The 24,193-nt window shown below is 68.1% G+C and carries 26 protein-coding genes and 1 tRNA gene; 13 read left to right on the top strand and 14 right to left on the bottom strand.

What is annotated here, in order from left to right:
• Positions 1-93 precede the first annotated feature (93 nt).
• Positions 94-1,278 carry a serine hydrolase gene (locus ACAM58_RS11680; protein ID WP_012747485.1) on the top strand — a complete coding sequence of 395 codons (1,185 nt, stop codon included), beginning with the start codon at positions 94-96 and terminating at the stop codon, positions 1,276-1,278.
• Positions 1,279-1,337: 59 nt separating this feature from the next.
• Here the strand turns inward: ACAM58_RS11680 and ACAM58_RS11685 are convergent, their stop codons facing one another.
• Genes ACAM58_RS11685 through aat form a run of 3 tightly spaced genes read right to left on the bottom strand, consistent with a single transcriptional unit; the run spans position 1,338 to position 3,715 of the window.
• A complete protein-coding gene (locus ACAM58_RS11685) occupies positions 1,338-2,183 on the bottom strand; it encodes an IclR family transcriptional regulator (RefSeq protein ID WP_012747486.1) in 846 nt (281 codons plus the stop codon).
• Positions 2,184-2,213: 30 nt separating this feature from the next.
• Positions 2,214-2,963, bottom strand: a complete 750-nt coding sequence (locus ACAM58_RS11690) for an arginyltransferase (RefSeq protein ID WP_012747487.1) — start codon at positions 2,961-2,963, stop codon at positions 2,214-2,216.
• Entirely contained in the window at positions 2,960-3,715 is a 756-nt protein-coding gene (gene aat, locus ACAM58_RS11695; protein WP_012747488.1) for a leucyl/phenylalanyl-tRNA--protein transferase, read from the bottom strand. The genes ACAM58_RS11690 and aat overlap by 4 nt, the downstream gene beginning before the upstream one ends.
• 221 nt (positions 3,716-3,936) lie before the next feature.
• Between aat and ACAM58_RS11700 the strand changes: the two genes are divergently transcribed.
• The 3 genes from ACAM58_RS11700 to ACAM58_RS11710 all read left to right on the top strand — a co-directional run bounded on the left by ACAM58_RS11700 (position 3,937) and on the right by ACAM58_RS11710 (position 7,683).
• Entirely contained in the window at positions 3,937-6,267 is a 2,331-nt protein-coding gene (locus ACAM58_RS11700; protein ID WP_012747489.1) for a xanthine dehydrogenase family protein molybdopterin-binding subunit, read from the top strand.
• A 37-nt stretch (positions 6,268-6,304) separates the two neighbouring features.
• Positions 6,305-7,207, top strand: a complete 903-nt coding sequence (locus ACAM58_RS11705) for an AraC family transcriptional regulator (RefSeq protein ID WP_012747490.1) — start codon at positions 6,305-6,307, stop codon at positions 7,205-7,207.
• A 74-nt stretch (positions 7,208-7,281) separates the two neighbouring features.
• A complete protein-coding gene (locus ACAM58_RS11710) occupies positions 7,282-7,683 on the top strand; it encodes an SRPBCC family protein (protein ID WP_012747491.1) in 402 nt (133 codons plus the stop codon).
• Here ACAM58_RS11710 and pobA read toward each other — a convergent pair.
• Positions 7,680-8,861 (bottom strand): 4-hydroxybenzoate 3-monooxygenase, encoded by a 1,182-nt coding sequence (gene pobA, locus ACAM58_RS11715; RefSeq protein ID WP_012747492.1) that lies wholly within the window; start codon positions 8,859-8,861, stop codon positions 7,680-7,682. The two genes, ACAM58_RS11710 and pobA, sit on opposite strands and share 4 nt — an antisense overlap.
• A gap of 131 nt (positions 8,862-8,992) precedes the next feature.
• On the opposite strand from pobA, the gene ACAM58_RS11720 reads away from it, so the two are divergent.
• The 5 genes from ACAM58_RS11720 (at position 8,993) to ACAM58_RS11740 (ending at position 13,702) form a co-directional block, all read left to right on the top strand.
• Positions 8,993-9,763 carry an IclR family transcriptional regulator C-terminal domain-containing protein gene (locus ACAM58_RS11720; protein WP_012747493.1) on the top strand — a complete coding sequence of 257 codons (771 nt, stop codon included), beginning with the start codon at positions 8,993-8,995 and terminating at the stop codon, positions 9,761-9,763.
• A 54-nt stretch (positions 9,764-9,817) separates the two neighbouring features.
• Positions 9,818-10,477 carry a response regulator gene (locus ACAM58_RS11725; protein ID WP_012747494.1) on the top strand — a complete coding sequence of 220 codons (660 nt, stop codon included), beginning with the start codon at positions 9,818-9,820 and terminating at the stop codon, positions 10,475-10,477.
• Positions 10,474-11,802, top strand: coding sequence for an ATP-binding protein (locus ACAM58_RS11730; RefSeq protein ID WP_012747495.1), 1,329 nt, complete (start codon positions 10,474-10,476; stop codon positions 11,800-11,802). The genes ACAM58_RS11725 and ACAM58_RS11730 overlap by 4 nt, the downstream gene beginning before the upstream one ends.
• 98 nt (positions 11,803-11,900) lie before the next feature.
• Positions 11,901-13,376, top strand: coding sequence for a DegQ family serine endoprotease (locus ACAM58_RS11735; protein WP_012747496.1), 1,476 nt, complete (start codon positions 11,901-11,903; stop codon positions 13,374-13,376).
• Between the two features lie 23 nt (positions 13,377-13,399).
• Positions 13,400-13,702 carry a hypothetical protein gene (locus ACAM58_RS11740; RefSeq protein ID WP_012747497.1) on the top strand — a complete coding sequence of 101 codons (303 nt, stop codon included), beginning with the start codon at positions 13,400-13,402 and terminating at the stop codon, positions 13,700-13,702.
• A gap of 20 nt (positions 13,703-13,722) precedes the next feature.
• Here ACAM58_RS11740 and ACAM58_RS11745 read toward each other — a convergent pair whose 3' ends face one another.
• Together ACAM58_RS11745 and ACAM58_RS11750 are read right to left on the bottom strand one after the other, a co-directional pair.
• Positions 13,723-13,932 (bottom strand): hypothetical protein, encoded by a 210-nt coding sequence (locus ACAM58_RS11745; protein ID WP_012747498.1) that lies wholly within the window; start codon positions 13,930-13,932, stop codon positions 13,723-13,725.
• A 217-nt stretch (positions 13,933-14,149) separates the two neighbouring features.
• Positions 14,150-14,383 carry a hypothetical protein gene (locus ACAM58_RS11750; protein ID WP_150106772.1) on the bottom strand — a complete coding sequence of 78 codons (234 nt, stop codon included), beginning with the start codon at positions 14,381-14,383 and terminating at the stop codon, positions 14,150-14,152.
• A 139-nt stretch (positions 14,384-14,522) separates the two neighbouring features.
• On the opposite strand from ACAM58_RS11750, the gene ACAM58_RS11755 reads away from it, so the two are divergent.
• On the top strand, positions 14,523-14,834 hold the full coding sequence (locus tag ACAM58_RS11755) for a type II toxin-antitoxin system HigB family toxin (protein WP_369664454.1): 312 nt from the start codon (positions 14,523-14,525) through the stop codon (positions 14,832-14,834).
• A 12-nt stretch (positions 14,835-14,846) separates the two neighbouring features.
• Positions 14,847-15,230: a DNA-binding protein gene (locus ACAM58_RS11760; RefSeq protein WP_012747501.1), complete on the top strand. Its 384-nt coding sequence runs from the start codon at positions 14,847-14,849 to the stop codon at positions 15,228-15,230.
• Positions 15,231-15,379: 149 nt separating this feature from the next.
• Here the strand turns inward: ACAM58_RS11760 and ACAM58_RS11765 are convergent, their stop codons facing one another.
• Positions 15,380-15,787: a hypothetical protein gene (locus tag ACAM58_RS11765; protein ID WP_012747502.1), complete on the bottom strand. Its 408-nt coding sequence runs from the start codon at positions 15,785-15,787 to the stop codon at positions 15,380-15,382.
• A gap of 281 nt (positions 15,788-16,068) precedes the next feature.
• Between ACAM58_RS11765 and ACAM58_RS11770 the strand changes: the two genes are divergently transcribed.
• A complete protein-coding gene (locus tag ACAM58_RS11770) occupies positions 16,069-16,353 on the top strand; it encodes a hypothetical protein (protein ID WP_012747503.1) in 285 nt (94 codons plus the stop codon).
• A 69-nt stretch (positions 16,354-16,422) separates the two neighbouring features.
• On the opposite strand, the gene ACAM58_RS11775 is transcribed toward ACAM58_RS11770, so the two are convergent.
• From ACAM58_RS11775 to ACAM58_RS11800, 6 genes are all read right to left on the bottom strand, one after another.
• Positions 16,423-16,498, bottom strand: a tRNA-Asn gene (locus ACAM58_RS11775).
• Between the two features lie 90 nt (positions 16,499-16,588).
• Positions 16,589-18,766: a TonB-dependent siderophore receptor gene (locus tag ACAM58_RS11780; protein ID WP_369664455.1), complete on the bottom strand. Its 2,178-nt coding sequence runs from the start codon at positions 18,764-18,766 to the stop codon at positions 16,589-16,591.
• Positions 18,767-18,774: 8 nt separating this feature from the next.
• Positions 18,775-19,704: a thiamine phosphate synthase gene (gene thiE, locus ACAM58_RS11785; RefSeq protein ID WP_012747505.1), complete on the bottom strand. Its 930-nt coding sequence runs from the start codon at positions 19,702-19,704 to the stop codon at positions 18,775-18,777.
• On the bottom strand, positions 19,701-20,504 hold the full coding sequence (locus tag ACAM58_RS11790) for a thiazole synthase (protein WP_208856317.1): 804 nt from the start codon (positions 20,502-20,504) through the stop codon (positions 19,701-19,703). Before ACAM58_RS11790 ends, thiE begins: the two co-directional genes overlap by 4 nt.
• Before the next feature lie 53 nt (positions 20,505-20,557).
• Positions 20,558-20,761: a sulfur carrier protein ThiS gene (gene thiS / locus ACAM58_RS11795; protein ID WP_012747507.1), complete on the bottom strand. Its 204-nt coding sequence runs from the start codon at positions 20,759-20,761 to the stop codon at positions 20,558-20,560.
• Positions 20,758-21,849: an FAD-dependent oxidoreductase gene (locus ACAM58_RS11800; protein WP_012747508.1), complete on the bottom strand. Its 1,092-nt coding sequence runs from the start codon at positions 21,847-21,849 to the stop codon at positions 20,758-20,760. Before ACAM58_RS11800 ends, thiS begins: the two co-directional genes overlap by 4 nt.
• 140 nt (positions 21,850-21,989) lie before the next feature.
• Here ACAM58_RS11800 and thiD point away from each other — a divergent pair, with 140 nt between their 5' ends.
• Positions 21,990-22,853: a bifunctional hydroxymethylpyrimidine kinase/phosphomethylpyrimidine kinase gene (thiD, locus tag ACAM58_RS11805; protein WP_012747509.1), complete on the top strand. Its 864-nt coding sequence runs from the start codon at positions 21,990-21,992 to the stop codon at positions 22,851-22,853.
• On the opposite strand, the gene ACAM58_RS11810 is transcribed toward thiD, so the two are convergent.
• Positions 22,801-24,141 carry a cytosine permease gene (locus ACAM58_RS11810; RefSeq protein WP_012747510.1) on the bottom strand — a complete coding sequence of 447 codons (1,341 nt, stop codon included), beginning with the start codon at positions 24,139-24,141 and terminating at the stop codon, positions 22,801-22,803. The two genes, thiD and ACAM58_RS11810, sit on opposite strands and share 53 nt — an antisense overlap.
• Positions 24,142-24,193 lie beyond the last annotated feature (52 nt).

The raw sequence follows: 24,193 nt of genomic DNA on the forward strand, positions 1-24,193 counted from the left end.
CGATTGAAGAACAGGACGCAAGTAACTGATATTGCGTGCCTTTTTTGATTTGGATACACTGCGGTTCTCAATTTCGCCGCTGGAGATTTATTAATGCCCGAAACCCGCCCCCGCCGAGTTTCCAGCCAGCGGTTCTTGCCCGCAGTCAAATTCGTCGCCGTCGCGCTCTGCGCCACGGCGTTTTTGCTGTCCGGTGCACAGGCCGCCAAGAAGGAAAAAACAACCGCAGCCAAGACCTCCGTGGCCAAGAAGTCCGCAGGACCGGTGCCGGTGGAAGTCAAACGCTCCGGCAAGGCGCCGCGTGGCGTCAAGGTCGCCGACAGAAGCGAGAAGGTCGTCCGTGGCGGCCGCAACGTGGTGGCTTCCATTCGCCAGAAGAACGGCAAGACCGTGGTTGCCGTGCAGCGACGCTCGGTGGTTCGCGTCGAAACGCCGGCGCGCCAGTCCTTCGGGCAACTGGCCGGCCTGCACGGAACCGACGACGCGCTCGACCTGAAGTCGAGCGTTGCGCTGGTGATCGACCAGGACACGCACGAAGTGCTGTTCAGCAAGAACGACCATGCGGTGCTCCCGATCGCATCGCTCACCAAGCTGATGACCGGCCTCCTGATCAGCGAAGCGCATCTGCCCAACGACGAACTGATCACCATCACGCAGGACGACGTCGACACCGAAAAAGGCAGCCGTTCGCGCCTGACGGTCGGCACCACGCTGTCGCGTGGCGAGCTCCTGCACCTGGCCCTGATGTCGAGCGAGAACCGTGCGGCGCATGCACTGGGCCGCACCTATCCCGGCGGCCTCGCAACCTTCGTGAGCATCATGAATGCCAAGGCGAAGATGCTCGGCATGAAGGACACGCGCTACGTGGAGCCCACCGGCCTGTCGAGCCGCAACCAGTCGAGCGCGCAGGATCTCGCGCTGCTCGTCAATGCCGCCTATTCCGACGCCACGGTGCGCTCGCTGTCGACCTCGCCTGAATACCAGGTCGAGGTGGGCAACCGCGTGCTGCAGTTCAACACCACCAACCGTCTCGTGAAGAGTCCGGATTGGGAAATCGGCGTGCAGAAGACGGGCTACATCTCCGAAGCCGGCCAGTGCCTCGTGATGCAGGCCAAGGTGGCGGGGCGCAAGCTGATCATGGTGTTCCTGGATTCGGCCGGCAAGTTCAGCCGCATTGCCGATGCGGAACGTGTTCGCCGCTGGGTCGAGGCCACGCACGCCTCGACGGGCTCGCCGGCTGCATCGCGCAGCACTGCGGCCTACCAGGTCGCCGGCTGATCGAACCCGCCGCCCCGAACAGGGGCGGCATGTCGAGAACCGCCGGCGGGGCCGGCCGATCAGCCCCCGCTGGGGCCTGAAGCGCTGCTGGCACCGATTGCCGCAGGGCCCGCGGCCGCCGCCGCTGCGGCATCCTTGTAGCCCAGCGCTCCCGAGATCTCGTTGGCCGTGGCCTGCAGCTTGGGCAGCCATCCTTCGTCGAGCCGGTCCGCGGGTGCGGAAATCGACAATCCCGCCACCAGTTTGCCCTGGTCGTCGTAGATGCCGGCGGCCATGCAGCGCACGCCCAGCTCGAGCTCCTCGTTGTCGCGTGCAATGCCGTACTGGCGCGCCTTCGACAGCTCGCGCTCGAGCGCGGGCAACTGCGTGATGCTGTTGCGCGTGTGGCCGGCCAGGCCGGTTCGCGTGGCGTAGCTGCGCACGCGCTGCGGATCGTCGGCCGCCAGGAACAGCTTGCCGGTGGAGGTCAGGTGCAGGGCGGCCCGCCCGCCGATGGCGCGCACCACCTGCATGCCCGAACGCTCGCTGTAAGAGCGCTCGATGTAGACGATCTCGTCGCCCTGGCGCATGCTGAGGTTGACGGGCTGCTGGGTGAGCTTGTGCAGCTCGCGCATCGGCCCGAGGGCTGCGTCGCGCACGTTGAGCCGGCCCTTGACGAGGTTGCCGAGTTCCAGCAGCCGCATGCCGAGACGGTAGCTGCCGGCCTCGGGCCGGTCGACAAAGCGGCCGACCGCCAGGTCGTTGAGGATGCGGTGGGTGGTGGAGGGGTGCAGGCCCGTCTTCTCGCTGATTTCCTTCAGCGAAATGGCCTCCTCGCGGGAGGCGAGCACGTCGATCAGCGCGAACATGCGCTCGATCACCTGGATGACTGGAACGGCAGGAACGTCGGATTGGTTTTTTCTCATGGCGCGATGCGGTGTGGACCGGGCGCCATTTTACCTTGTGAAATCGGATGGTGCTTGCCAGCGTCCGTCGATCAGCAGCTCGTGCGGCGCAAAGCGCGCCTTGTAGTTCATCTTGGCGCTGCCTTCGATCCAGTAGCCGAGATAGACGTGCGGCAGGCCGAGCTTGCGCGCCTGCTCGATCTGCCACATCACGCTGTAGGTGCCGTAGCCGGCGCTGCTGTCGGGTTCGTAGAAGGTGTAGACCGCGGAGATACCGTCGTTCAGCACGTCGAGTATCGACACCATCTTGAGCGCGCCGGCCGTGCCGTCGGGCAGCGCCTCGCGGAATTCGACCAGCCTGGAGTTGACGCGGCTTTGCAGCAGGAACTGGGTGTACTGGTCGATGCTGTCGTGGTCCATGCCGCCGCCGGCGTGGCGGCCGGTTTGGTAGCGCAGGTAGAGCTTGTAGTGCTCGGGCACGAAGCACAGCTTGAGCACGCGCGCCAGCAGGTTCTGGTGCTGCTTCACGGCGCGGCGCTGGCTGCGGCTGGGCTGGAAGCTGTTGACCAGCACGCGCAGCGGTATGCAGGCGCGGCAGCCGTCGCAATAGGGCCGGTAGGTGAACATGCCGCTGCGCCGGAAGCCGCTGAGCACCAGGTCGGAGTAGGCGTCGTTGTGGATCAGGTGGCTGGGCGTGGCCACCTGCGAGCGGGCCTGGCGGTCCGGCAGGTAGCTGCAGGGATAGGGCGCCGTCGCGTAGAACTGCAGCGTGTGAAGCGGAAGATCCTTGAGGTGCGTCACGTCGGTCCGGAAGGTCGCGCGGAAAGGAGTTCTGCCCAGTATACGGGCTCGAAATGCCACTGTGGGCCCTGTTGTTCCCGGGCCCGGGCGACGTGCGCCACGAAGCGGCTGCGCGACATTTCGCGGGCGCCCAGGCTGGCCAGGTGCGAGGTGTTCTGCTGGCAGTCGATCATCTTCACCTGGAAGCGGCGGCACAGGCATACCAGCGCGGCCAGCGCGATCTTGGAGGCGTCCGGACGGCGCGTGAACATCGATTCGCCGAACACCGCGCGCCCCAGCCCCACGCAGTAGAGGCCGCCCGCGAGCTGGCCGTCGATCCAGGTCTCCACGCTGTGCGCGTGGCCGGCCCGGTGCATCGCCATGTAGGCCTGCACCATGTCCGGCACGATCCAGGTGCCCGATTGGCCGGTGCGCGGCGACTGCGAGCAGGCCGCGATGACCGAGGCGAAGTCATGGTCGATGCGCACCTCGCAGCCGGCGGTCTGGGTGAACCGCGCCAGCGTCTTGCGCAGCGACCGGTGGAGCTTGAATTCGGCCACCTGCAGCACCATGCGCGGATCGGGGCTCCACCAGAGAATCGGCTGGTCTTCGCTGAACCAGGGGAACACGCAGCGGCCGTAGGCGTGCACCAGGGTGTCGACGTCGAGCGCTCCGCCGGCGGCGAGCAGGCCGGGTACGGGATCGTGCTCGCCCCAGGCGGAGGCGGGGTCGGGCAGTGCGTCGCCGGGTTCGAGCCAGGGCAGTTGTTGCATGGCCGTAGGTATACACGGCTTCGCCCGGGCTTCGGCCGAGGCCGGGAAAATGCCCGTCCCGCAGCGGGAAGGCAAACGATTGCGGCCCGGGCGCCACAGGCGCTGCCCGTGAAGCGCACAAGACTATCCGAAGCCCATATAGTGCTGCTTCCCATTTGCACACTCCATGCGGACCCGCCGGGCCGGCGTCGCCCGGTACAGGCCTGCCCAAGAGGACCACGTTGACCACTGATTCCATCCCCACCCGTTTCGGCAGCGGCCAGGCAGTGCGCCGCCTCGAGGACGAGAGCCTGCTGTCCGGCGCAGGCCGCTATACCGACGACGTCGCGCTCCCCGGCCAGACGCATCTCGTCTTCCTTCGGTCTCCCTATCCGCATGCGCGCATCGTGTCGATCGACACGGCCGCCGCTGCCGCCATGCCCGGCGTGCTGCGCGTGATCACCGGCGCCGAGCTGGCCGAGGCCGGCGTCAAGCCGATGCCGGGCGCCGTGGGCTTCAAGCGGGCCGACGGCAGCGATTGCGCCAGCCCTCCGCGCCTGGCCCTGGCGCATGGCACAGCCCGCTTCGTGGGCGAGGCCGTGGCCGCGGTGGTGGCCGAAACCGTCCAGCAGGCACGCGATGCCGCCGAGGCGGTGGTGGTCGACTACGAAGCGCTTCCCATGGTGGTCGACCTCGCAAGCGCCACCGCCGACGGCGCGCCGCTGCTGTGCGAGGAGGCCACCGGCAACGTCGCCGCCGAAATGCGCCATGGCAGCAGCGACGCCGCAACCGCCGCCTTTGCCAAGGCCAAGCACGTGGTGGCGCTCGACGTGGTCAACCAGCGCGTGGTGGCGCTGACCATCGAGCCGCGCTCGGTGCTCGCCGCGCCTGACGCCGAATCGGGCCGCCTCACCATCCGCATGAGCACCCAGATGCCGTCGGGCGTGCGCGATTCGGTGTGCGCCGCCATCGGCCTCGCCAAGGAAAAGGTGCGCGTGGTGGTGGGCGACGTGGGCGGCGGCTTCGGCATGAAGACCGGCGCCTATCCGGAGGACATTGCCGTTGCGTTTGCGGCGCTGCAGGTCGGGCGCCCCGTGAAGTGGGTGGCCGACCGCAGCGAGGAGTTTCTTTCGAGCGCGCACGGCCGCGACATCGAGGCCAGGGCTGAGCTCGCGCTCGATGCGGACGGAAAGATCCTTGCGCTGCGCATCAGGACGCTGGCCAACGTCGGGGCCTATGCCACCGGCACCGGCGTTGCGATCCAACTGCTGATCGGCCCCTGGGTGCAGACCAGCGTCTACGACATCCAGACCATCGACTTCCATTTCAAGGCGGTGCTCACCAACACCGCGCCCACTGGCGCCTACCGCGGTGCGGGCCGTCCCGAGGCGATCTTCACCATCGAGCGCCTGATGGACGAGGCCGCCCGCCAGATCGGCATCGACCGCATCGCGCTGCGCCGCCGCAACTTCATCCGCCCCGAGCAGATGCCCTACAAGAACCCGATGGCGCAGACCTACGACACCGGCAAGTTCGAGTCGGTGATGGACCAGGCGCTGGCGCTGGCCGACTGGCAGGGTTTCGACGCCCGGGCCGCCGAGTCGGCGAACAACGGCAAGCACCGCGGCCTGGGCATTGCCACCTTTCTCGAATGGACCGGCGGCAATGTGTTCGAGGAGCGCGTCACGGTCTCGGTGCAGGCCGATGGCGTGATCGAGGTGTTCTCCGCCGTCAACGCCATGGGGCAGGGCATTGCCACCTCGCTTGCGCAGCTGGCGGTCGATGCCTTCGGCGTGCCGATCGAGAAGGTGCGCGTCGTGCTCGGCGACACCGACCGCGGCGACGGCTTCGGCAGCGCTGGTTCGCGCTCTCTCTTCACCGGCGGCTCGGCGGTCCGCATCGGCGCCGAACGCACCATCGACAAGGCGCGCGCACTCGCAGCCCAGGAGTTCGAAGCCGCCATCGACGACATCACCTACACCCGCGGTGTCTTCACGGTGGCCGGCACCGACCTCGAACTCGACCTGTTCGCCCTGGCAGGCAAGCAGCCCGAGCGCGAGATATTCGTCGACTCCACCAGCACCGTGGCCGGTCCGACCTGGCCCAACGGCTGCCACGTCTGCGAGATCGAGATCGATCCGCCCACGGGCGAGATCAGCGTGGTGGCCTACAGCTCGGTCAATGACGTGGGCCGCGTGATCAACCCGATGATCGTTCGCGGCCAGCTCGAAGGCGGCGCGGTGCAAGGCATCGGCCAGGCGCTGTACGAGCAGGTGGTGTACGACAACGAAACCGGCCAGCCGCTCACCGGCAGCCTCATGGACTACGCGGCGCCGCGCGCGGACATCGTCCAGGCCATGTTCCACATGGAGATGGACGAGTCGACGCCGTGCGCCAACAACCCGCTGGGCGTGAAGGGCGTGGGCGAGCTGGGCACCATCGGCGCCACGCCCGCCATCGTGAACGCCGTGGCCGACGCCTTCGCGCGCAACGGCCTTGCGGCCAGCGCTCCGCGCCTGCACATGCCGCTGAGCCCGGCGCGCGTGTGGCAGGCCATGCACACCGTCGATTGAGCATCCTCGGGCCGGGTGATCGAAGGGCGCACACACCATGCTCGTCACCACCGAACTGCAGACCGATGCGATCCGCGTGTCGAGCTACCGCTGCGACGCCCAGCCTGGCGCGCGGCCGTTCACCGAGGTGCACGCCGAGTATTCGGTCTCGTACGTGCGCAAGGGCAGCTTCGGCTACCGCACGCGCGGCAATGCTTATGAACTGGTGGCCGGCTCCGTGCTGGTGGGTTGCCCGGGCGATGAATACGTCTGCACTCACGACCACCATGTCTGTGGCGACGAATGCCTGGCGTTCCATTTGTCGCCGGGCTTCGTCGACCTGGTCGGCGGCGACCAGCGGACCTGGCGCACGGCAGGGCTTCCGCCGCTGCCCGAGCTGATGGTGCTCGGCGAGCTTGCGCAGGCCGCGGCCGAGGGGCGCAGCGATGCAGGCCTCGACGAGCTGGGCGTGTGCTTCGCGAGCCGTTTCGTCGAGGTGGTGGAAGGGCGCAGCAAACCCGCGCCGCAATCCGCTGCGGCACGCGACAGGCGCCGTGCGGTCGACGCGGCGATGTGGATCGACGCGAACTCGCACGGCGATATCGGCCTCGAAACCGCGGCCTTCGAAGCGGGACTGAGTCCGTTCCACTTCCTGCGCCTGTTCTCGCAGGTGCTCGGCGTCACGCCGCACCAGTACCTGGTCCGTTCGCGCCTGCGCCACGCGGCGCGGCTGCTGGCGGACGACGACCGGCCCGTGACCGACGTGGCCTTCGAGGTCGGCTTTGCCGACCTGAGCAACTTCGTTCGCACCTTCCACCGCGCGGCCGGGGTATCGCCGCGCGGCTTTCGCCAGGCCGCCAAGGGCGACCGCAAGATTTTCCAAGACCGCCTGGCCGCACTGTTCGATGATGACCGCCTGATCCACCCATCGAGCAGAAAGCCATCGCCATGTACGACCTGATCGGACTGAAACCCGAAGACCTTGCCGCAAGCCGGTGCTGCGATGCGGCGGCCTGCCCCTGAAGGCGCACGACCATGGCAACGATCTACAAGGAATTCATCGTCGAAGCCGATGCCTCGCGCGTCTGGGACGCACTGCGCGACTTCGGCGCCGTGCACACGCGCCTCGCGCCCGGCTTTCTCACCGGCTGCGAGCTGGACGGCAAGGGCGCGCGCATCGTGAGCTTTGCCAACGGCCTGGTGGCGCGTGAACTGCTGGTGGGCATCGACGAGGCCAACAGTCGGCTGGCCTATACCGTGACCGGCGGCAAGGCGAGCCACCACCACGCCTCGGCCCAGGTGTTCGCGCTGGGCGAAGGGCGCTCGCGCTTCGTCTGGATCACCGATGTGCTGCCCGACGAACTGGCCGCCTACATCGAACCGATGATGGTGCAGGGCGGCGTGGCGATGAAGAAGACGCTCGAGGCGGCCGGCTAGAAGTCTTCGAGCGGCAGGCCGACGTAGTTCTCCGCCAGCGCGGTGGAGGCCGCGTGCGAATGCACGAGGTAGTCAAGTTCGGCTTCCTGGATCTTCTGGCCGAAGGCGCCGGTCTCGGGGAAGCGGTGCATCAGCGAGGTGAACCACCACGAGAAGCGCTCCGCCTTCCAGACGCGGCGCAGGCAGAGGTCGGAATACCGGTCGAGCGCGGAAGCCGATCTTTCGCCGTAGAAGATCTCGAGCGCGCGCGAGAGGTAGCCCACGTCGGCCGTCGCCAGGTTGAGCCCCTTGGCGCCGGTCGGCGGCACGATGTGCGCGGCGTCGCCGGCCAGGAACAGCGCGCCGAAGCGCATCGGTTCGGCCACGAAGCTGCGCAGCGGCGCAATGCTTTTCTCGAGCGAAGGGCCGGTCACCAGCCGCTCGCGGGCCTCGGGGTCGAGCCGTGCGCGCAGCTCATTCCAGAAGGCCTCGTCGCTCCAGTTCTGGACCTTCTCGTCGGCCGGCACCTGCACGTAGTAGCGGCTGCGGTGCGCGCTGCGCATGCTGCACAGCGCAAAGCCGCGTTCGGTGTTAGCGTAGATCAGTTCGTGCGACACCGGCGGCACGTCGGCCAGCACGCCGAGCCAGCCGAAGGGATAGATCTTTTCGTAGGTCTGGATGGCGTCGGCCGGCACGCTGGCGCGGCTCACGCCGTGGTAGCCGTCGCAGCCGGCGATGAAATCGCACTCGATCTCGTGCGTCTGGCCGTCTTTTTCGTAGCGCACGCGCGGGCGCTGCGAATCGAAGTCGTGCAGGCTGACGTTGGCGGCGCTGTAGATGGTGGCAAGGCCTTCGGCCGAACGCGCTTCCATCAGGTCGCGCGTCACTTCGGTCTGGCCGTAGACCGTGACCTGCTTGCCGTTTGTCAGGCCGTGCATGTCGATGCGGTGCCGCGCGCCCTTGAACAGCAGTTCGATGCCTTCGTGCGGCAGCCCCTCGGCCTTGGCGCGCGCATCGACACCCGCGCGTGCCAGCAGGTCCATGGTGACCTGCTCGAGCACGCCGGCGCGGATGCGTCCGAGCACGTAGTCGCCGCTCTGCCGCTCGACGATGACGTTGTCGATGCCGGCCTTGAAAAGCAGCTGTCCGAGAAGCAGGCCTGCCGGGCCTGCGCCGATGATCGCGACCTGTGTGCGCATGTTCGTGTCTCCAATGGGTTTTCCGAGAGCGTAGGGCGTGCGCGGCCGGCTGTCGCGGCGTGCGGCAAGGCTCTGTGCGATCATGCGAATGGCTGCGCGATCATCGCGCAACACTTCGCAGATTGACCGAAATGACCATCGCCAAGGCCGACTTCATCGAGGGCATCGCCAAGGGAATGGCGGTGCTCGAAAGCTTCGACACCGAGCGCCAGCGCCTCAACGCCACGCTGGCCGCCGAGCGCGCCGGCCTCACGCGCGCCGCCGCGCGCCGGCACCTGCTCACGCTGGCCCACCTGGGCTACCTGGAGACCGATGGCAGCTATTTCTGGATGGCACCCAAGGTGCTGCGCTTCTCGGGCAGCTACCTGGCCTCGTCGCGGCTGCCGCGCGCGCTGCAGCCCACGCTGAACCGGCTGGCGGCGCAGACCGGTGAATCGTTCTCGGCCGTGGTGCTCGACGGCGAAGAGGCGGTCATCATTGCGCGCAGCGGCGCCTACGGCACGCCGACGCGCGTGCTGGCCTATGGCCTGCACCTTGGCGCGCGCCTGCCGGCCCATGCCACCTCGACCGGACGGGTGCTGCTCGCGGCCATGGCGCCGGCCCAGTTCACGCAGTGGCTCAAGGGACGCCACCTCGCGCGGCTCACGCCGCACACCACCACCCAGGCGCGCGGCCTGCGCCAGCTGATTTCCCGCGTGCGCAAGGACGACTACTGCTTTGCCAGCGAAGAGCACGAACTCGGCGTGCAGGCGCTCGCGGTGCCGCTGCGCGACATGCAGGGCCGCACCGTGGCCGCGCTCAACGTGGTGCTGTCGGGCACGCGCTACCAGGAAGAGACGCTCCAGCGCGAGATGCTGCCGCTGCTCTTCGAGGCGGCGCGCGAAGTGCGCTCGCTGCTGTGAGCTGAACTTCCGCGCGGCCGCCGCCTCGAATCCCGAAACGGACACAACAAGACCATGCGACTCCTGCTTCTCGAAGACGACGTGATGATCGGCGAGGCCGTGCTCGACCTGCTGCGCGCCGAGCAGTACGCGGTGGACTGGGTGAAGGATGGCGAGGCGGCCGAATCCGCATTGCGCACCCAGCAGTACGACCTCGTGCTGCTCGACCTGGGCGTGCCGCGCCGCGACGGGCTTGAAGTGCTGCGCAGCCTGCGCGCCCGCAAGCAGCGCATGCCGGTGCTGATTGCCACGGCACGCGACTCGGTGCAGCAGCGCATCGAAGGGCTCGACGCGGGCGCCGACGACTACGTGCTCAAGCCCTACGATCTCGACGAGCTGCTGGCGCGCATCCGCGCCCTGCTGCGCCGCGCCGCGGGGCGCGCCGAGCCGGTGTACGAGCACATGGGCGTGAGCATCAACCCGGCCACGCGCGAGGTCGCGGTGGAGGGCCAGCCGGTGGTGCTTTCGGCGCGCGAATGGGCCGTGCTCGAACCGCTGATCGCGCGGCCCGGCATGGTGCTGTCGCGCGCCCAGCTCGAGGAAAAGCTCTACAGCTGGAAGGACGAGATCAGCAGCAATGCGGTCGAGGTCTACGTGCACGGCCTGCGCAAGAAACTCGGCGCCGAACTGATCCGCAACGTGCGGGGCGTCGGCTACATGGTGCCGAAGGCATGATCCGCGCGCTGACCGGATCGCTGCGCGCGCGCCTGCTGTGGTTCCTGCTCGCGGCCATCGTGCTGGCCGCCGGCGCGCAGGCGCTGGTGGCCTACCGCACGGTGCTGAAGGAGGCCGACGAGATCTTCGACTACCACATGCAGCAGATGGCGCTGTCGCTGCGCGCCGGCCTGCCGCCGAGCGCGGCCGTGGGCGGCCTGGGCAGCGGCGAGCAGAACTTCGATTTCGTGGTGCAGGTGTGGACCGCGGACGGCGTGCGCATCTTCGAATCGGCCGAACAAGCCGCGCTGCCGCAGCTGGCGGTGCTGGGCTTTGCCGACGTGCGCGCGCGCGGCACCACCTACCGCGTGTTCTCGATGCAGACCAGCGGGCTCGTGATCCAGGTGGCGCAAGACATGGCGGCGCGCCGCAACATGGCCGGCGCGCTGGCGCTGCGCACCATCGCACCGGTGGCTTTGATGGCGCCGCTGCTCATGCTGGTGGTGTGGTGGGTGGTGAGCCGGTCGCTTGCGCCGGTGTCGCGCGTGCGTGGGCAGGTCGCCTCGCGGCAGGCCGACGATCTTTCCCCCGTGAGCGAGGAGAACCTGCCCGACGAGGTGCGCCCGCTGGTGCAGGAGCTCAACCTGCTGTTCGACCGGGTGCGGCATGCCTTCGATGCGCAGAAGCACTTCGTCGCCGATGCGGCGCACGAACTGCGCTCGCCGCTGGCCGCGCTGAAGCTGCAGGTGCAGGGCCTGCAGCGCGCGTCCGATGCCGCGTCGCGCGAGCTGGCCGTGAGCCGGCTGGTCGCGGGCATCGACCGCGCGACGCGCCTGGTCGAGCAGATGCTTGCGCTGGCCCGGCATGAGGCCAGCATGGCGGCGGGGGCAAAGTCCGAACCGGTCGACATGGGCGAAGTGGCGCGCCTGGCCATCTCGGACGCGGTCGCGGCGGCGCAGGCCCGGCGCATCGACATCGGCATCTCGCATGCCGACCCGGCCGTGGTGAACGGCCAGCCCGAGGCGCTGCGCATGCTGCTGCGCAACCTGATCGACAACGCCGTCAAGTACACGCCCGAAGAGGGGCGGGTCGACGTCGGCATTGCAAGCCTGGGCACGGCGGTGGAGCTGAGCGTGGACGACAGCGGCCCCGGCCTGCCGGAAGAAGAGCGCGAACGCGTGCTCGACCGCTTCTACCGCTCGGGCGAGCCGCAGGCGCCGGGCAGCGGGCTCGGCCTGGCCATCGTGAAGTCGATCGCCCAGATGCACGGCGCCACGGTGGCGCTTGCGGCCTCGCCGACGCTGGGCGGGCTGCGGGTGCTGGTGCGATTTGCCGCCAAGGCCTGAATCGCCGCGCGGTTCGTTGTTTAAGCCGCGCTTAAGCCAACGGGCCGACATTCCTTTCATCGTGTTTGCGTGCAGACGCATTGAAAGGAAAGCTAGAAATGAACACCCGACTGACTTCCCCCCATGCCCTGGTGCTTGCCTTGGCGACCGCCGGGGTCATCGGTGCCGTCGGTGCCGGCGCCTACACCAGTGCCCGCGCCGTGAATGCGCCGACCACCAACGCCACGAGCGTGGCGCCCGCGGCCATGGTGACGCTGCCCGACTTCTCCACCATCACTTCGCGCGACGGTCCCGCGGTGGTCAACATCAGCGTGACGGGCACCGCCAAGGCGTCCGAGGACCAGGCCGCGGCCGAGATCCAGGGCATCGATCCGGACGATCCGATGTTCCAGTTCTTCCGCCGCTTCCAGGGCCAGATCGGCCCGCGCGCCCAGCAGCGCGAAGTGCCGGTGCGCGCGCAGGGCTCGGGCTTCATCGTGAGCCCCGACGGCATCATCATGACCAACGCGCACGTCGTGAAAGACGCCAAGGAGGTCACCGTCAAGTTGACCGACCGGCGCGAATACCGCGCGAAGGTGCTCGGCGCCGACGCCAAGACCGACATCGCGGTGCTCAAGATCGATGCCAGGAACCTGCCCACGCTCGCGCTCGGCAACACCAAGGACCTGAAGGTCGGCGAATGGGTGCTGGCCATCGGCTCGCCCTTCGGCTTCGAGAGCACGGTGACGGCCGGCGTCGTGAGCGCCAAGGGCCGCTCGCTGCCCGATGACAGCTACGTGCCGTTCATCCAGACCGACGTCGCGGTGAACCCCGGCAACTCCGGCGGCCCGCTGCTGAACACGCGCGGCGAAGTGGTCGGCATCAATTCGCAGATCTACAGCCGCAGCGGCGGCTACCAGGGCGTGTCGTTCGCCATTCCGATCGACGTGGCGGTGCAGGTGAAGGACCAGATCGTCGCGACCGGCAAGGCCACGCATGCGCGCCTTGGCGTGGCGGTGCAGGAAGTGAACCAGGCCTTTGCCGACTCCTTCAAGCTGGACAAGCCCGAGGGCGCGCTGGTCTCCAACATCGAGAAGGGCGGCCCCGGCGACAAGGCCGGCCTGAAGGCGGGCGACGTGATCCGCAAGGTGGACGGCCAGCCCATCGTCTCGTCGGGCGACCTGCCTGCGGTCATCGGGCAGCAGACGCCGGGCAAGAAGGTCACGCTCGAAGTCTGGCGCCAGGGCGAGCGGCAGGAGCTTTCGGCCAAGCTCGGCGATGCGAGCGACAAGCCCGCGCAGGTCGCCAAGAACGAGAGCGCGGCGGGGCAGGGCAAGCTCGGCCTTGCGTTGCGGCCGCTGCAGCCGCAGGAAAAGCGCGAAGCCGCCATCGAGAACGGGCTGCTCGTCGAGGATGTGGCGGGCCCGTCCGCCATGGCCGGCGTGCAGGCGGGCGATGTGCTGCTGGCCATCAACGGCACGCCCGCCAGGAGCCTGGAGCAGGTGCGCGAGGTGGTGGCCAAGGCCGACAAGTCGGTCGCGCTCTTGATCCAGCGCGGCGAAGACAAGATCTTCGTGCCGGTGCGGATCGGGTGAAGCCCGCGCCAGGACAAAAAAAGATGGCTTCATCCGCGGGCGGCCTTTCGGCGCACATCCTGCCCACGTCGGCCACCATGATCGGCGTGTGCATGACCGTGATGTCGATCGGCCACCTGGGCCCGCGCGACGACCTGCGGCTCCTGATCGACCGCCTGCTGGCCATCGACGCGCTGGTCTTCCTGGCCAGCGCGCTGCTGTCTTTCATCTCGATGCGCTCGCGCAGTTCGGGCGTGCGGCTGGAGGCCTGGGGCGAGATGGTCTTCATCGCGGGCCTCGCGCTGCTGGCCCTGGGCGCGGTGACGCTGGCGTTTGCGCTGCGCTGAGCTGAGGCCGGCGCCCCGGTTCAGGATTCCTTGTCGCCCCGATCCTTGTCGGGAGCCTGCGCATCGAGTTCGTCCTTGATGGACCGGTTTCCTCGAAGGACCAGGAAGAGCACGGCACCCAGGCCAATGGCAACGATCACGGCAATGAATCCGCCGCCGGAGGCCCACCACCAGAACAGGCCGCCCGCAACGAGCAGGAGCGCGGTGATGAGTAGAGGTTTCAAGTGCATGGCGCGAGGCAATAGTACGTTGGCGCTAATGTACGCGTCGTTACCGTTCGGCGACCGATTTGTGGTTTGGGAAATACCCTCTTTTTGACATTTCTGAATCTGCACTAGACGGTGGCCCGCTCCGCGCGAGGGATCCGTCGGCGAGCAGACGAATTCGAAGGAAGGGATGAGCCGCTCGTCCCAGACCGGAAGAACCTGAAGCGGGTGAAGGGGGCGGTCACCCGTACGCCAGTGCGAGTTCCGTGATTCCTTCCGAAGTGATCTTCACGACCACCGCGGATTCGTAGTTCCTGAACGAACTGCGAAGATCGAGCGGCGGGGTGATGTCGGCTTCGACGCAGCCCAGCGCCTTGAGCGTCGCGATGGCCTGGATCAACTCCGGATCCCGGACATGAACCGGGAACCTGGCATGTTCGAGTTCGAGCAGGTACTCAATGGGTGTAGCTGGCACGATGGGAACATCATGGCCCAACCGCGGCGGCTTGTGTTCAGCCTGCGTTGACGAGATTCGTGCGGATCACCCTACAGGCGTCGGACTCTGGGAGGGGGCAACTAGCGCTAGTCCCAATTTGGGACTAAACTTTCTCCTGATGCACGTAGTCGCAAACTCGAACCTCATCGGTTTCTACCAAGATCCGAGTTATCGAGATGCCGAACCCGGATTAAGGGCGTGGTACGAAGAGGCAAAAAATGCAAAGTGGGCGACACCCGCTGTCGTGAAGGCCCAGTACGCCAACGCCAGCATCATTGCGAACAACCGCGTGGTGTTCAACATCAAGGGGAACGACTACCGCCTGATCGTCGCCATCGCCTACAGGATGCAGTACGTCTTTATCAAGTTCATCGGTACGCACGCGCAATACGACCAGATCGATGCTGCGACCGTCGACCAGTTCAAATAAAGGAGTCCGACCATGGAAGTCAGAGCCATCCGCACCGATGCCGACTACCGCGCGGCGCTGCGCGAGGTGTCTGCACTGATCGACCTCGATCCTGATCGCGAATCGCCCGAGGGTGAACGTCTCGAAGTGATCGGCACGCTGGTGCAAGCTTACGAAGCCGAGCACTACCCCGTCGACCCGCCCGATCCCATCGAGGCGATCCGCTTCCGCATGGAGCAGTCGGGTTTGGGAGTGCGCGACCTCGTGCCATACATCGGCCCGCTGAACCGCGTCTACGAAGTGCTCGCGCGCAAGCGCCCGCTGACGCTGCACATGATTCGCCGCCTCAACAAGGGTTTGGGCATTCCGGCCGACGTGCTCATTGGCCAAGAGCGAAATGCGCCCATCGCGGCCTGACACCGGGCCGTGCGCGTGGACGGCGGATGCCGAGCAGCGCCGACATGCCGCGCCATGCCAAGCGGGCCGGGTCGAGCAAGCGCTGGTCCAGGCTCGCGATCGATGCAACCCAATCGGGGAATAGCGGCGCAGTCCGGCAGGATTCGTACTCAGACCGCCCGCACGTCGAAGAACGCTTCATCGGTGTCTCCAAGGTCGCGAAAGCCGGCGGTTCGGGCTGCGTCATAGGCCTTCATCCAGCGCCTGGCGAGCGCCATCTCTTCTCTCGTGAGGTCGGTTTCGCTGGATTCGCTGGCATTGTGGAACGCGCGCAGCGCACGCGTGACGTCGCCGCCGAGCTGCCGGTCGAGCTCGCGCCGGAAGCGCTGCTCCGAAACCTTGACGGCGTCCGCAGCCGGATGCGGGTAGTCGGCAAGCCGCACGGTGTAGGCAACCCGCGGTTCGGGCTCGATGTCTTCGAACCTGAAAGGCGGCTCTTCCGAAACATCGGCCTGCGGGAGCGCGGCCTCGTGGGTTGGAGCCGCAGCCTGCGGGTAGAAAAGTTCGGCCTGGTTCATGTGCATTTCTCCTCTGCCTTCTTGCTGGAAAGCGCCTGACCTTCGAACGGGTATCTCGACCGTCCGCATCAAAGCTGTATGAATATACAGTAATATCAGGACTCCGAGCCAATGCTCGAATCCCCTTTGCAGTTGCCCCCGAATCTTGGTTTTGCGGGGCCCTTGGCGACATCGCCAGGGATTCCGCCCAGCCGCGTGCTGGGCGTTTTTTTGCCTGATGGCGATCGGAGAGTCGAGCTTGTCCGACGTGCCGAAGCGCGGATCGGGGCGAGCATCGCGCCATGCAGCTTCTCCGCCGGATCGCCGTCACCGTGATCGAAGAGGAAGAGGGCGCCTACCGCTGGCGCCTGGTCGAACTCGAGGGCGAGGGCTGGCATGTCCTCAGCCAGCAGGCGAGGTCCATGAAGACCTACAAGGCCGCGATGGCCGCCGGGCTGCTCGAGCTGCAGAAGATGGTCGACGATCTCGACATCGGGCCGCGCGAGGATGAGCCCGAGCCCGCGCGGGCCAAGAAGAAGAGCGGCTCTGTCTTCGGCTTCGGATTCGGGCTGCCGAAGATGGGGTGAGGTGCCCCAAAAGGAAATGCCCCGCTACCTTTTGGGTAGCGGGGCATCCAGAGGCCTTGCGGCATGTAGTGGCTCCTCGACCTGGGCTCGAACCAGGGACCTACGGATTAACAGTCCGGCGCTCTACCAACTGAGCTATCGAGGAACAAGCCTCAGATTATAGCGTGATTTTTTGGGCCTTTCGAGCGCACCAATGTGGCCGCCATAAATTTCTGAAAAAAATTCGGGCACTCATTCAGAGCGACACGCTCAAGCCCAGGCGCAGCGTGCGCGGTGCACCTGGAAAGAGATAGACGTGGCCGAACTGGTAGGGCGATTCCTTCCAGTAGCGGCGATCGAACAGGTTGTCGATGGCGATGCTCCAGCTCGTGTTCACGCCGCGCAGCCGGGTGTCGTAGCGCAGCACGGCATCGACGCGCGTCCATGAGGGCAGGGCGATCGAACCATCGGGCAGCACGTTGCGCCGGCCTTCATGCGAGAGCTGTCCGAGCAACTCGAGGCCCGGCACCGAAGCCACGCGGTAGCCGGCCTGCGCGCGCAGCACCTGCTTGGGCACGTTGGTGGGCGACTGGCCGTTGGTGGCCGGCTCGGCGGTGCTTCCGCGGCGCTTGGCATCGATCAGCGTGACGCTGCCTGCAAGGCGCCAGGGCCCCGTGTTCCACTGTGCGCCCGCTTCGAGCCCGCGGTGCACGGCGCTGCCGTCGTAGCGTCCGTCGCAGGGTGTGGTGCCGAGACGGTTGCAGGCATCGAGGTTCGTCATCGGGCGCTTGATGTCGAACCACGCGAGCTGCCAGGCGAAGACGTCGCTTCCGCCCTTGAGGCCCAGCTCCCACTGGCGCGAGGTCAGCGCGGGCAGCGCCTCGCCGGCGTTGTTGTACTGCGAACTCTTGTTCGGCACCACCTGCGACTCGACGCCCTTGCCCCAGCTCGCATAGGCCAGCAGGCCCGGCTGGATGGCGAAGCTGGCGGCGATCCATGGGGTGGTGATGCCGTCCTTGTAGCCGGTGGGGCGCGTGCCATCGGTGCGGATGCTGTCGCGGTCCAGCCGCGTGTGGCGCACGCCGAGCCAGGTGGTGAAGCGGCTGTTCCAGCGGATCGCGTCCTGCACCGAGAGCTCGGTGGAACGCTCGTCGCGGTTGGTGTTGGCGTCGGTCAGCGTGGGGTCGGGCGGCACCACGGCCGTGGCCCACACGTTGCCGGTGCCGACGTAGTTGTAGGCCTGGTCCTGGAAGCGGTTGCGCACGTGGCTCGCGAGCAGGCCGAAGCCGAGCTCGTGCCGCACGCTGCCGGCCGTCACGTTGCCCTTGAGGTTGAGGCTGCCGGCCGTTTGCGTGCGCCGCTCGTTTTCGCTGCGGAAGTCGTAGAAGTCGAAGGTGCCGTCGGGGCCGTAGCGATCACAGTAAGAGAAGTTGCTTTCAGGGTGGCAATCGAAGCCGAAGGCATAGGCCAGGCGGTCATCGGTCTTGAGCCTTTGCTGGCCGATCTGCGCGCTCCAGCGCCAGTCGGCATTGAGCGCCTGGCTGAAGCGCACGCTGCCGGTGAGCGCGTTGAATTCCGAAGGCTGCGACCACGGCTGGTTGTTGAGGTTGATCCTCGGATCGACCGGCACCGGCAGCGTGCTGCCCAGCAGGCTGAAGCCGTTCTGGCTCGGCTGGGTCTTGTGGCTGCGCTCGATCTCGAACTCGAGCACCGAATCGCGCGTGATGCGCCAGTCGCCCGCCAGCGAGAACAGGTTGCGGTTGCCGTCGAGGTTGTGCACGAGCGGCTTGAGGTTTTCGCTCGCGATGTTGAGCCGGTAGCCGAACTCGCGGTTCGCACCGAAGCGCCCGCCCAGGTCGAGCGCGCCGAGCACGCTGCCGCGGCTGGTGGTTTCGATGCGCAGCGTGCGCAGGTCCTGCTCGGTGGGCCGCTTGACCACGTAGTTGACCAGCCCGCCCGGCGCGCTGGTGCCGGCCTGGATGCCGCTGGTGCCGCGCAGGATCTCGATGCGCTCCTTGTTGTCGAGCGGGATCGATGTCTCGGCGCTGATCGGCAGGCCTTCGCGCCGGTAGTTGAAGCGGTTGTCCAGCACGAAGCCGCGCACCGTGAGGTAGTCCCAGTAGCCGGCCGAGTTGTAGGCATCGGTCACCGAGGAATCGAACTGCGTGAGGTCGGCGAGGCGGCGCGCGCCGCTCGTGCGAAGCTGCGTGCTGTCGATCACCGTGGCCGAGAGCGGCAGCTCGCGCAGCGGCACGTCGCCGAAGCCGCTCACTTCGGCTTGCGGGGCGGCGCTGCTTTCGTTCACCGTGATGGCGGGCAACTGCTCGGTTGGCTGCTGGGCTTGCGCGCCGCCGGCCGCCAGAAGAAGAAAGGTGGTGGCTACTGCACGAGAGACCGGCGTCAGCGGCCAGGATCGGAATTTCTTTTGTGTCATTGCTTCGTTCATGTGGCGGCGGCTATCGACGCCATCCATTGCGCGGCCGTGGCCTCGGGATCTTCTGCGGCGACAAGCGCGCGCACCACGGCGACGGAGCCGACGCCGGTGGCCAGCACCTCGGGCAGCCGCACAGCGTCGATGCCACCGATGCCCACCTGCGGATAGCCGCGCAGCAGGCGCGCATAGGCCGCTAGCCGCGCCACGCCCTGCGGTGCGGTCGCCATCTTCTTGAGGGTGGTCGGATACACCGCGCCCATCGCGATGTAGCTCGGGCTCACCGCATCGGCGCGCACCATCTCGGCATAGCCGTGGGTGCTGACGCCGAGCCGCAGGTCCGCATCGCGGATCTGCTGCACCTGTTCGGGCGCGAGCGCGTCGAGGTCTTCCTGGCCCAGGTGCACGCCGTAGGCACCCGCGGCAATGGCCGTCTGCCAGTGGTCGTTGATGAAGAGCAGCGCGCCGGTGCCGCGCACCGCGTCGACGGCCGAATGCACTTCGCGCTCGGTGGCTGCCGCGTCGTCCGACTTGAAGCGCAGCTGCACCGTGGGAACGCCGGCGCGCGCCATGCGGCCGACCCATTGCGCATCGGGCAGCACGGCGTAGAGGCCGAGCCGTTCGGGGCAGGGCGCGAAGGCGTCGTCGCGTTCGGTGGGCGGGAACGCGCGCATACCGAAATCGACGGGCGTTTCGGGCCACTGGTTGGCATCGAAAGCACCGGTGCGCGCCGTCTGCGCCTGCCAGGCGCGTGCCAGGCATTCGGCATCGATCTCGATGAAGCCGAGCGCCGTGCAGGCCTGCTTTGCGCCGCGGTACACCGGCTCGTCCGAGGAAAAGCGGCCCGCTGAAATGGCCGCGGGCATGTTGGTGCCGAAGCGCAGCCCGTGCGTCGCGACGATGGCCTGCGAGATGGCGCGGGCGTCTGTCGAAGCGCTCATGGTGCGTGATGCCAGAAGGGCGTGCCGAGCACCGGCGTGCTGGGCTGCGCGGAGTCTTGCGCGGCCATGGCACCGGCGCGGTGGGCGGCGCGGCCAGCCTGCACGGCGTCGGCGAAGGCGCCGGCCATCGACACCGGGTCTTGCGCCAGCGCCACGGCGGTGTTGAGCAGTACGCCGTCGTAGCCCCATTCCATGACCTGGCAGGCATGCGAGGGCAGGCCGAGGCCCGCATCGACCAGCATCGGCACGCTGAGCCGCTCGCGCAGCAGCTGCAGCGCGTAGGGGTTGACCGGTCCGCGGCCGGTGCCGATGGGCGCCGCCCAGGGCATCACGGCCTGGCAGCCGACGTCGACCAGCCGCTGGCACAGCACGAGGTCCTCGGTGCAATAGGGCAGCACCTGGAAACCGTCGCGGATCAGCTGCGATGCGGCATCGACGAGGTTCAGCGTGTCGGGCTGCAGCGTGTAGTCGTCGCCGATCAGTTCGAGCTTGATCCATGGCGTGTCGAACAGCTCGCGCGCCATCTGCGCGGTGGCGATCACCTCCTGCACGCTGTGGCAGCCGGCGGTGTTGGGCAGCACCGGCACCGCGAGCCGGCGCAGCAGCTCCCAGAAGCCGTTGCCGCTGTCGCTTGCGCCGGGGCTGGCGGACTGGCGGCGCAGCGAGGCCGTCAGCATGGCGGGCTTGGCGCGCTTCACCGCGGCTTCGAGCAGGTCCGGCGAGGGATAGCGCGCGGTGCCCAGCAGCAGGCGGCTATGGAAGGTCTGGCCGTAGAGAACCAGCGGATCGTTGTCCGGAATTGCAGATGCGGTCGTCATGGTGCGTGTTGTCTCCATCTCTGTGGGTTGCTTGTTCAGCCGCCGGTCACGGGGCGGATCACTTCGATGCGGTCTTCGGGCTGCAGCGCGCGCGCCGCATGGGCCGAGCGCGGCACGAACTCGCGGTTCACGGCCACCGCGAACGGCGGCACCGCATCGAGTGCGGCCAGCGCGTCGACCACGGTGGCGCCGTCCGGCAGCGTGTAGGGCTTGTCGTTGATCAGGACATTCATCGTCATGCTTCGGGTGTCTCCAGGCCGAGCTTCTGCGCGAGCGCAGAGCGGCCGTGCACGAGCAGCTCCATGGCGGCGTCGAGCACGGCGGGCGCAATCATGAAACCGTGGCGGTACAGGCCGTTGATCTGCAGCACGCGCGGCTGCGGCTGGCGGATCGCGGGCAGGTTGTCGGGCAGCGTGGGGCGGCATTGGGTCGCGATCTCGAGGATGCGGGCTTCGGCGAAGCCGCTGTGCACCGCATAGGCCGCGCTCAGCAGCTCGAGCGTGGAGCGCACGCTGGCGGGCGACATGTCGTCGGATTCGATCTCGGTCGCGCCGATCACGAACACGCTGCCGGGCTTGGGTGCGATGTAGAGCGGATAGCGCGGATGCACCAGCCGCGTGGGCCGCTGCAGCCTCACCTCGGGCGCATGCACGCGGACGACTTCGCCGCGCACGCCGCGCAGCGCGTTCCACTGCGGCTTGGCGCCGAGGCCGCGGCAGTCGATCACCCAGTCGGGCTGGCCCGGCGTGCCCGGAGAAAAATCGCCAGGCGTGCGTGGCGACTGCCAATGCAGCTTCACCCCGGGGCTGGCCTGCAGCGTGGCCAGCAGCGAAGCCAGCAGCGCGCGGTTGTCGAGCTGGCCTTCGCCCGGAAGGAACAAACCCTGCGCGAAGCGCTGGCCGAGCGACGGCTCGAGCGCGGCAATCCCGCTGCCGTCGAGCGTGCGCATGGGGGCGAGCTCAGGCACCTGCGTGCCGGTGCGCGCCAGCACGCGCGCGAGCCGCGCGGCCTCGGCGGCGTCCTGGCGGTGCCACAGCACCAGCGTGCCTTCGCGCTGGAAGAACACGGGCTGCGCCAGCGGTGCCAGCAACTCGGGCCAGCGGCCCAGCGCGTACTGCCCCATGCGCACGAGCGGCACCGGCGCCACGGCCGATTCGGCCAGCGGCGCGAGCATGGCGGCCGCCACGCGCGCGGCGGCGCCTTCGGCTTCGGGGCTGCCCGCTTCGAACAGCTCGACCTTGCAGCCGGCCCGCGCCAGCGTGACCGCGAGCAACCGGCCCATGAGGCCCGCGCCGAGGATGGCGGCGGATTGGAATGGGAGGCTCATGGTCTTGCTTCTTCCCCCGCCGGGGGAAGGTGGGGAGGGGGGCCACCGGAGCGCCCCGTGGATGCGCCGCGCGCCCCCGCCCCGGCCCTCCCCCGGAAGGGAAGGGAGCAAGGCAGGGCCAGTCGCCGATAATTTTCAGCATGACCCAAGCACTTTCCGACGCGCCCCAGGGGCCCCTGCGCTACGCACGCGTGCTCTCGATCGCCGGCTCCGACAGCGGCGGCGGTGCCGGCATCCAGGCCGACCTGAAGACCTTCGCGGCGCTCGGCTGCTACGGCATGACGGCCATCACGGCGCTCACCGCGCAGAACACGCTCGGCGTGTCGGGCATCCATGGCGTGCCGCCGGCTTTCCTCAAGGCGCAGATCCAGGCGGTGGTCGAGGACATCGGCGTGGATGCGGTCAAGCTCGGCATGCTGCATGCGCCCGAGGTGGTCGAGGTGGTGGCCTGGGCCATCGATCACTACCGGCTGCCCAACGTAGTGCTCGACCCGGTGATGGTCGCCACCAGCGGCGACCGCCTGATCGCCTCCGAAACCGTGCAGGTGCTGGTGCGCGAGCTGTTCCCGCGCGCCGTGGTGGTCACGCCCAACCTCGACGAAGCGGCCTTGCTGATCGGCCATGCGATCGGCGGCATCGATGCCCTCGACGATGCGGCCAACGAACTGCTGGCGCTCGGCGCGCAGGCCGTGCTGCTCAAGGGCGGGCACTTGCCGGGCGACGAGGTGGTCGACGTGCTGCTGCAGGCGGGCGGCGCTCGAAAGCGGCTGGCCTCGCAGCGCATCGCGAGCCGCAACCTGCATGGCACGGGCTGCACGCTGTCGTCCGCCATTGCCGCGCACCTGGCGCTGGGGCTTGCGTTGCCCGAGGCCGTCGAATGCGCGCGCGCCTACATCCTCGGCGCGATGGCCGCCGGTGCGCATGTGAAGACCGGCGCGGGACACGGTCCGCTCAACCACGGTTTTGCGCCAGTGCCGACGCACCGCCTGCCGCCGTCGGCGTAGCCTTGGGCCGGCTGGCCCAGGCCAGCAGGAATGTCGCGGCCAGCGTGGGCAGCGCCGAGCCGAATTGCGGCGCCCACTTGGCGAGCGCGTGGTAGGCCGCGATGCCCGCAATCCAGATCAGCGCCGCGCCCAGGTCGACCCGGCGCGTGCCCACCGACAAGACCGCCTGGCCCGTGCCCAGCCGCCCCAGGATTACGCCGTAGAGCGGCACGAACACCGAACTCAGCATCAGCAGGAACGGCTCGAGCGTGTGCATCGGCAGCACCAGCGCGAGCGCCGTGCACAGCGCCGCCAGCAGGAGGCCCCAGCGCCGCACGCTCCAGCGCGGCAGCAGGCTATGGGTGGACACCGAGCCCGAATACACATCGCCGTACGCGTTGTCGAGCTCGTCGATCAGGATCAGGCCCAGCGCCACCAGGCCGCCTTGGGCGAGCAGCAGCGCGGTGACCAGGCCGGTGCCCGGCTCCGCCACGCTCACCACCATCACGCCGAGCGCATAGCACCAGACGTTGGCCAGCGCATAGCCGATCCAGGTGCCGCTGAAGGCGCTGCCCAGGCCGCCTGCGCTGCGCTTGCCGTGGCGCGCGTAGTCGGCCACCAGCGGCAGCCACGAGACCGGCATCGCAATCACCAGGTCGAGCGCGCTGAACATGCCCATGCCGCCGTCGCCGGGGCGCGCCCAGAAGGCGTCGAGGCCCTTGGCTTGCAGGCGCGTCGCGAACTGCCAGGTCAGCCAGAGCAGAGAAAGCACCACCAGCGGCAGGCCGAAGCGGCTCACGAAGCGCCGCACCAGCTTGACCATGGAGCCGGCCAAAAGCGCCAGCAGCACCGCGCCCCAGAGCAGCGTGGTGAGGGCGCCGCCCAGCGGCCCGCCGAGCGCCAGGCCGAAGGCCTGCTGGCCGATCGCCTGCGTGCCTTCGCGCATGATGACGAGCTCGAAGGTGGTCCAGCCCACCAGCTGCACGATGTTGAGCAGCACCGGCAGCCGTGCGAAGGCGCTGCCGTAGGTGGCGTGCATCAGCCCGGCGCTCGCCAGGCCGCTCTCGCAGCCGAGCCGCGCAGTCCAGGCCAACAGGCCTGCGCCGAGCAGCGAACCCAGCACGATCGCGATGGCCGCGTCGCGCGTGCCCACCGCCGGCACCAGGTAGGCACCGATCTGCATCACCAGCAGCCCGACGCCCAGGCTGAACCAGAGCGATGCGTGGTCGTGCCAGCCGAACACGCGCTGCGACGCGGGCAGGGGCGCCAGCGCCTCGTTGGCGGAAGAAAGTTCGTCGTCGTGTGCCATCCAGTTGCTCCAGTGCAAAAGGTTTGGCAGGTGGGCGAGGCTCCGGCGGTGG

This window comes from Variovorax sp. V116 (assembly GCF_041154435.1).
GTDB classification, from domain to species: domain Bacteria; phylum Pseudomonadota; class Gammaproteobacteria; order Burkholderiales; family Burkholderiaceae_C; genus Variovorax; species Variovorax paradoxus.

Coding starts and splice junctions, on each gene's coding strand:
- ACAM58_RS11740 (WP_012747497.1), top strand. CDS start 13,400: ATGGCTTCATCCGCGGGCGGCCTTTCGGCGCACATCCTGCCCACGTCG.
- ACAM58_RS11730 (WP_012747495.1), top strand. CDS start 10,474: ATGATCCGCGCGCTGACCGGATCGCTGCGCGCGCGCCTGCTGTGGTTC.
- pobA (WP_012747492.1), bottom strand. CDS start 8,861: ATGCGCACACAGGTCGCGATCATCGGCGCAGGCCCGGCAGGCCTGCTT.
- ACAM58_RS11720 (WP_012747493.1), top strand. CDS start 8,993: ATGACCATCGCCAAGGCCGACTTCATCGAGGGCATCGCCAAGGGAATG.
- ACAM58_RS11745 (WP_012747498.1), bottom strand. CDS start 13,932: ATGCACTTGAAACCTCTACTCATCACCGCGCTCCTGCTCGTTGCGGGC.
- ACAM58_RS11680 (WP_012747485.1), top strand. CDS start 94: ATGCCCGAAACCCGCCCCCGCCGAGTTTCCAGCCAGCGGTTCTTGCCC.
- ACAM58_RS11760 (WP_012747501.1), top strand. CDS start 14,847: ATGGAAGTCAGAGCCATCCGCACCGATGCCGACTACCGCGCGGCGCTG.
- ACAM58_RS11810 (WP_012747510.1), bottom strand. CDS start 24,141: ATGGCACACGACGACGAACTTTCTTCCGCCAACGAGGCGCTGGCGCCC.
- ACAM58_RS11685 (WP_012747486.1), bottom strand. CDS start 2,183: ATGAGAAAAAACCAATCCGACGTTCCTGCCGTTCCAGTCATCCAGGTG.
- ACAM58_RS11770 (WP_012747503.1), top strand. CDS start 16,069: ATGCAGCTTCTCCGCCGGATCGCCGTCACCGTGATCGAAGAGGAAGAG.
- ACAM58_RS11710 (WP_012747491.1), top strand. CDS start 7,282: ATGGCAACGATCTACAAGGAATTCATCGTCGAAGCCGATGCCTCGCGC.
- thiD (WP_012747509.1), top strand. CDS start 21,990: ATGACCCAAGCACTTTCCGACGCGCCCCAGGGGCCCCTGCGCTACGCA.
- thiE (WP_012747505.1), bottom strand. CDS start 19,704: ATGAGCGCTTCGACAGACGCCCGCGCCATCTCGCAGGCCATCGTCGCG.
- ACAM58_RS11705 (WP_012747490.1), top strand. CDS start 6,305: ATGCTCGTCACCACCGAACTGCAGACCGATGCGATCCGCGTGTCGAGC.
- ACAM58_RS11725 (WP_012747494.1), top strand. CDS start 9,818: ATGCGACTCCTGCTTCTCGAAGACGACGTGATGATCGGCGAGGCCGTG.
- aat (WP_012747488.1), bottom strand. CDS start 3,715: ATGCAACAACTGCCCTGGCTCGAACCCGGCGACGCACTGCCCGACCCC.
- ACAM58_RS11800 (WP_012747508.1), bottom strand. CDS start 21,849: ATGAGCCTCCCATTCCAATCCGCCGCCATCCTCGGCGCGGGCCTCATG.
- ACAM58_RS11780 (WP_369664455.1), bottom strand. CDS start 18,766: ATGACACAAAAGAAATTCCGATCCTGGCCGCTGACGCCGGTCTCTCGT.
- ACAM58_RS11755 (WP_369664454.1), top strand. CDS start 14,523: ATGCACGTAGTCGCAAACTCGAACCTCATCGGTTTCTACCAAGATCCG.
- ACAM58_RS11765 (WP_012747502.1), bottom strand. CDS start 15,787: ATGAACCAGGCCGAACTTTTCTACCCGCAGGCTGCGGCTCCAACCCAC.
- thiS (WP_012747507.1), bottom strand. CDS start 20,761: ATGACGATGAATGTCCTGATCAACGACAAGCCCTACACGCTGCCGGAC.
- ACAM58_RS11735 (WP_012747496.1), top strand. CDS start 11,901: ATGAACACCCGACTGACTTCCCCCCATGCCCTGGTGCTTGCCTTGGCG.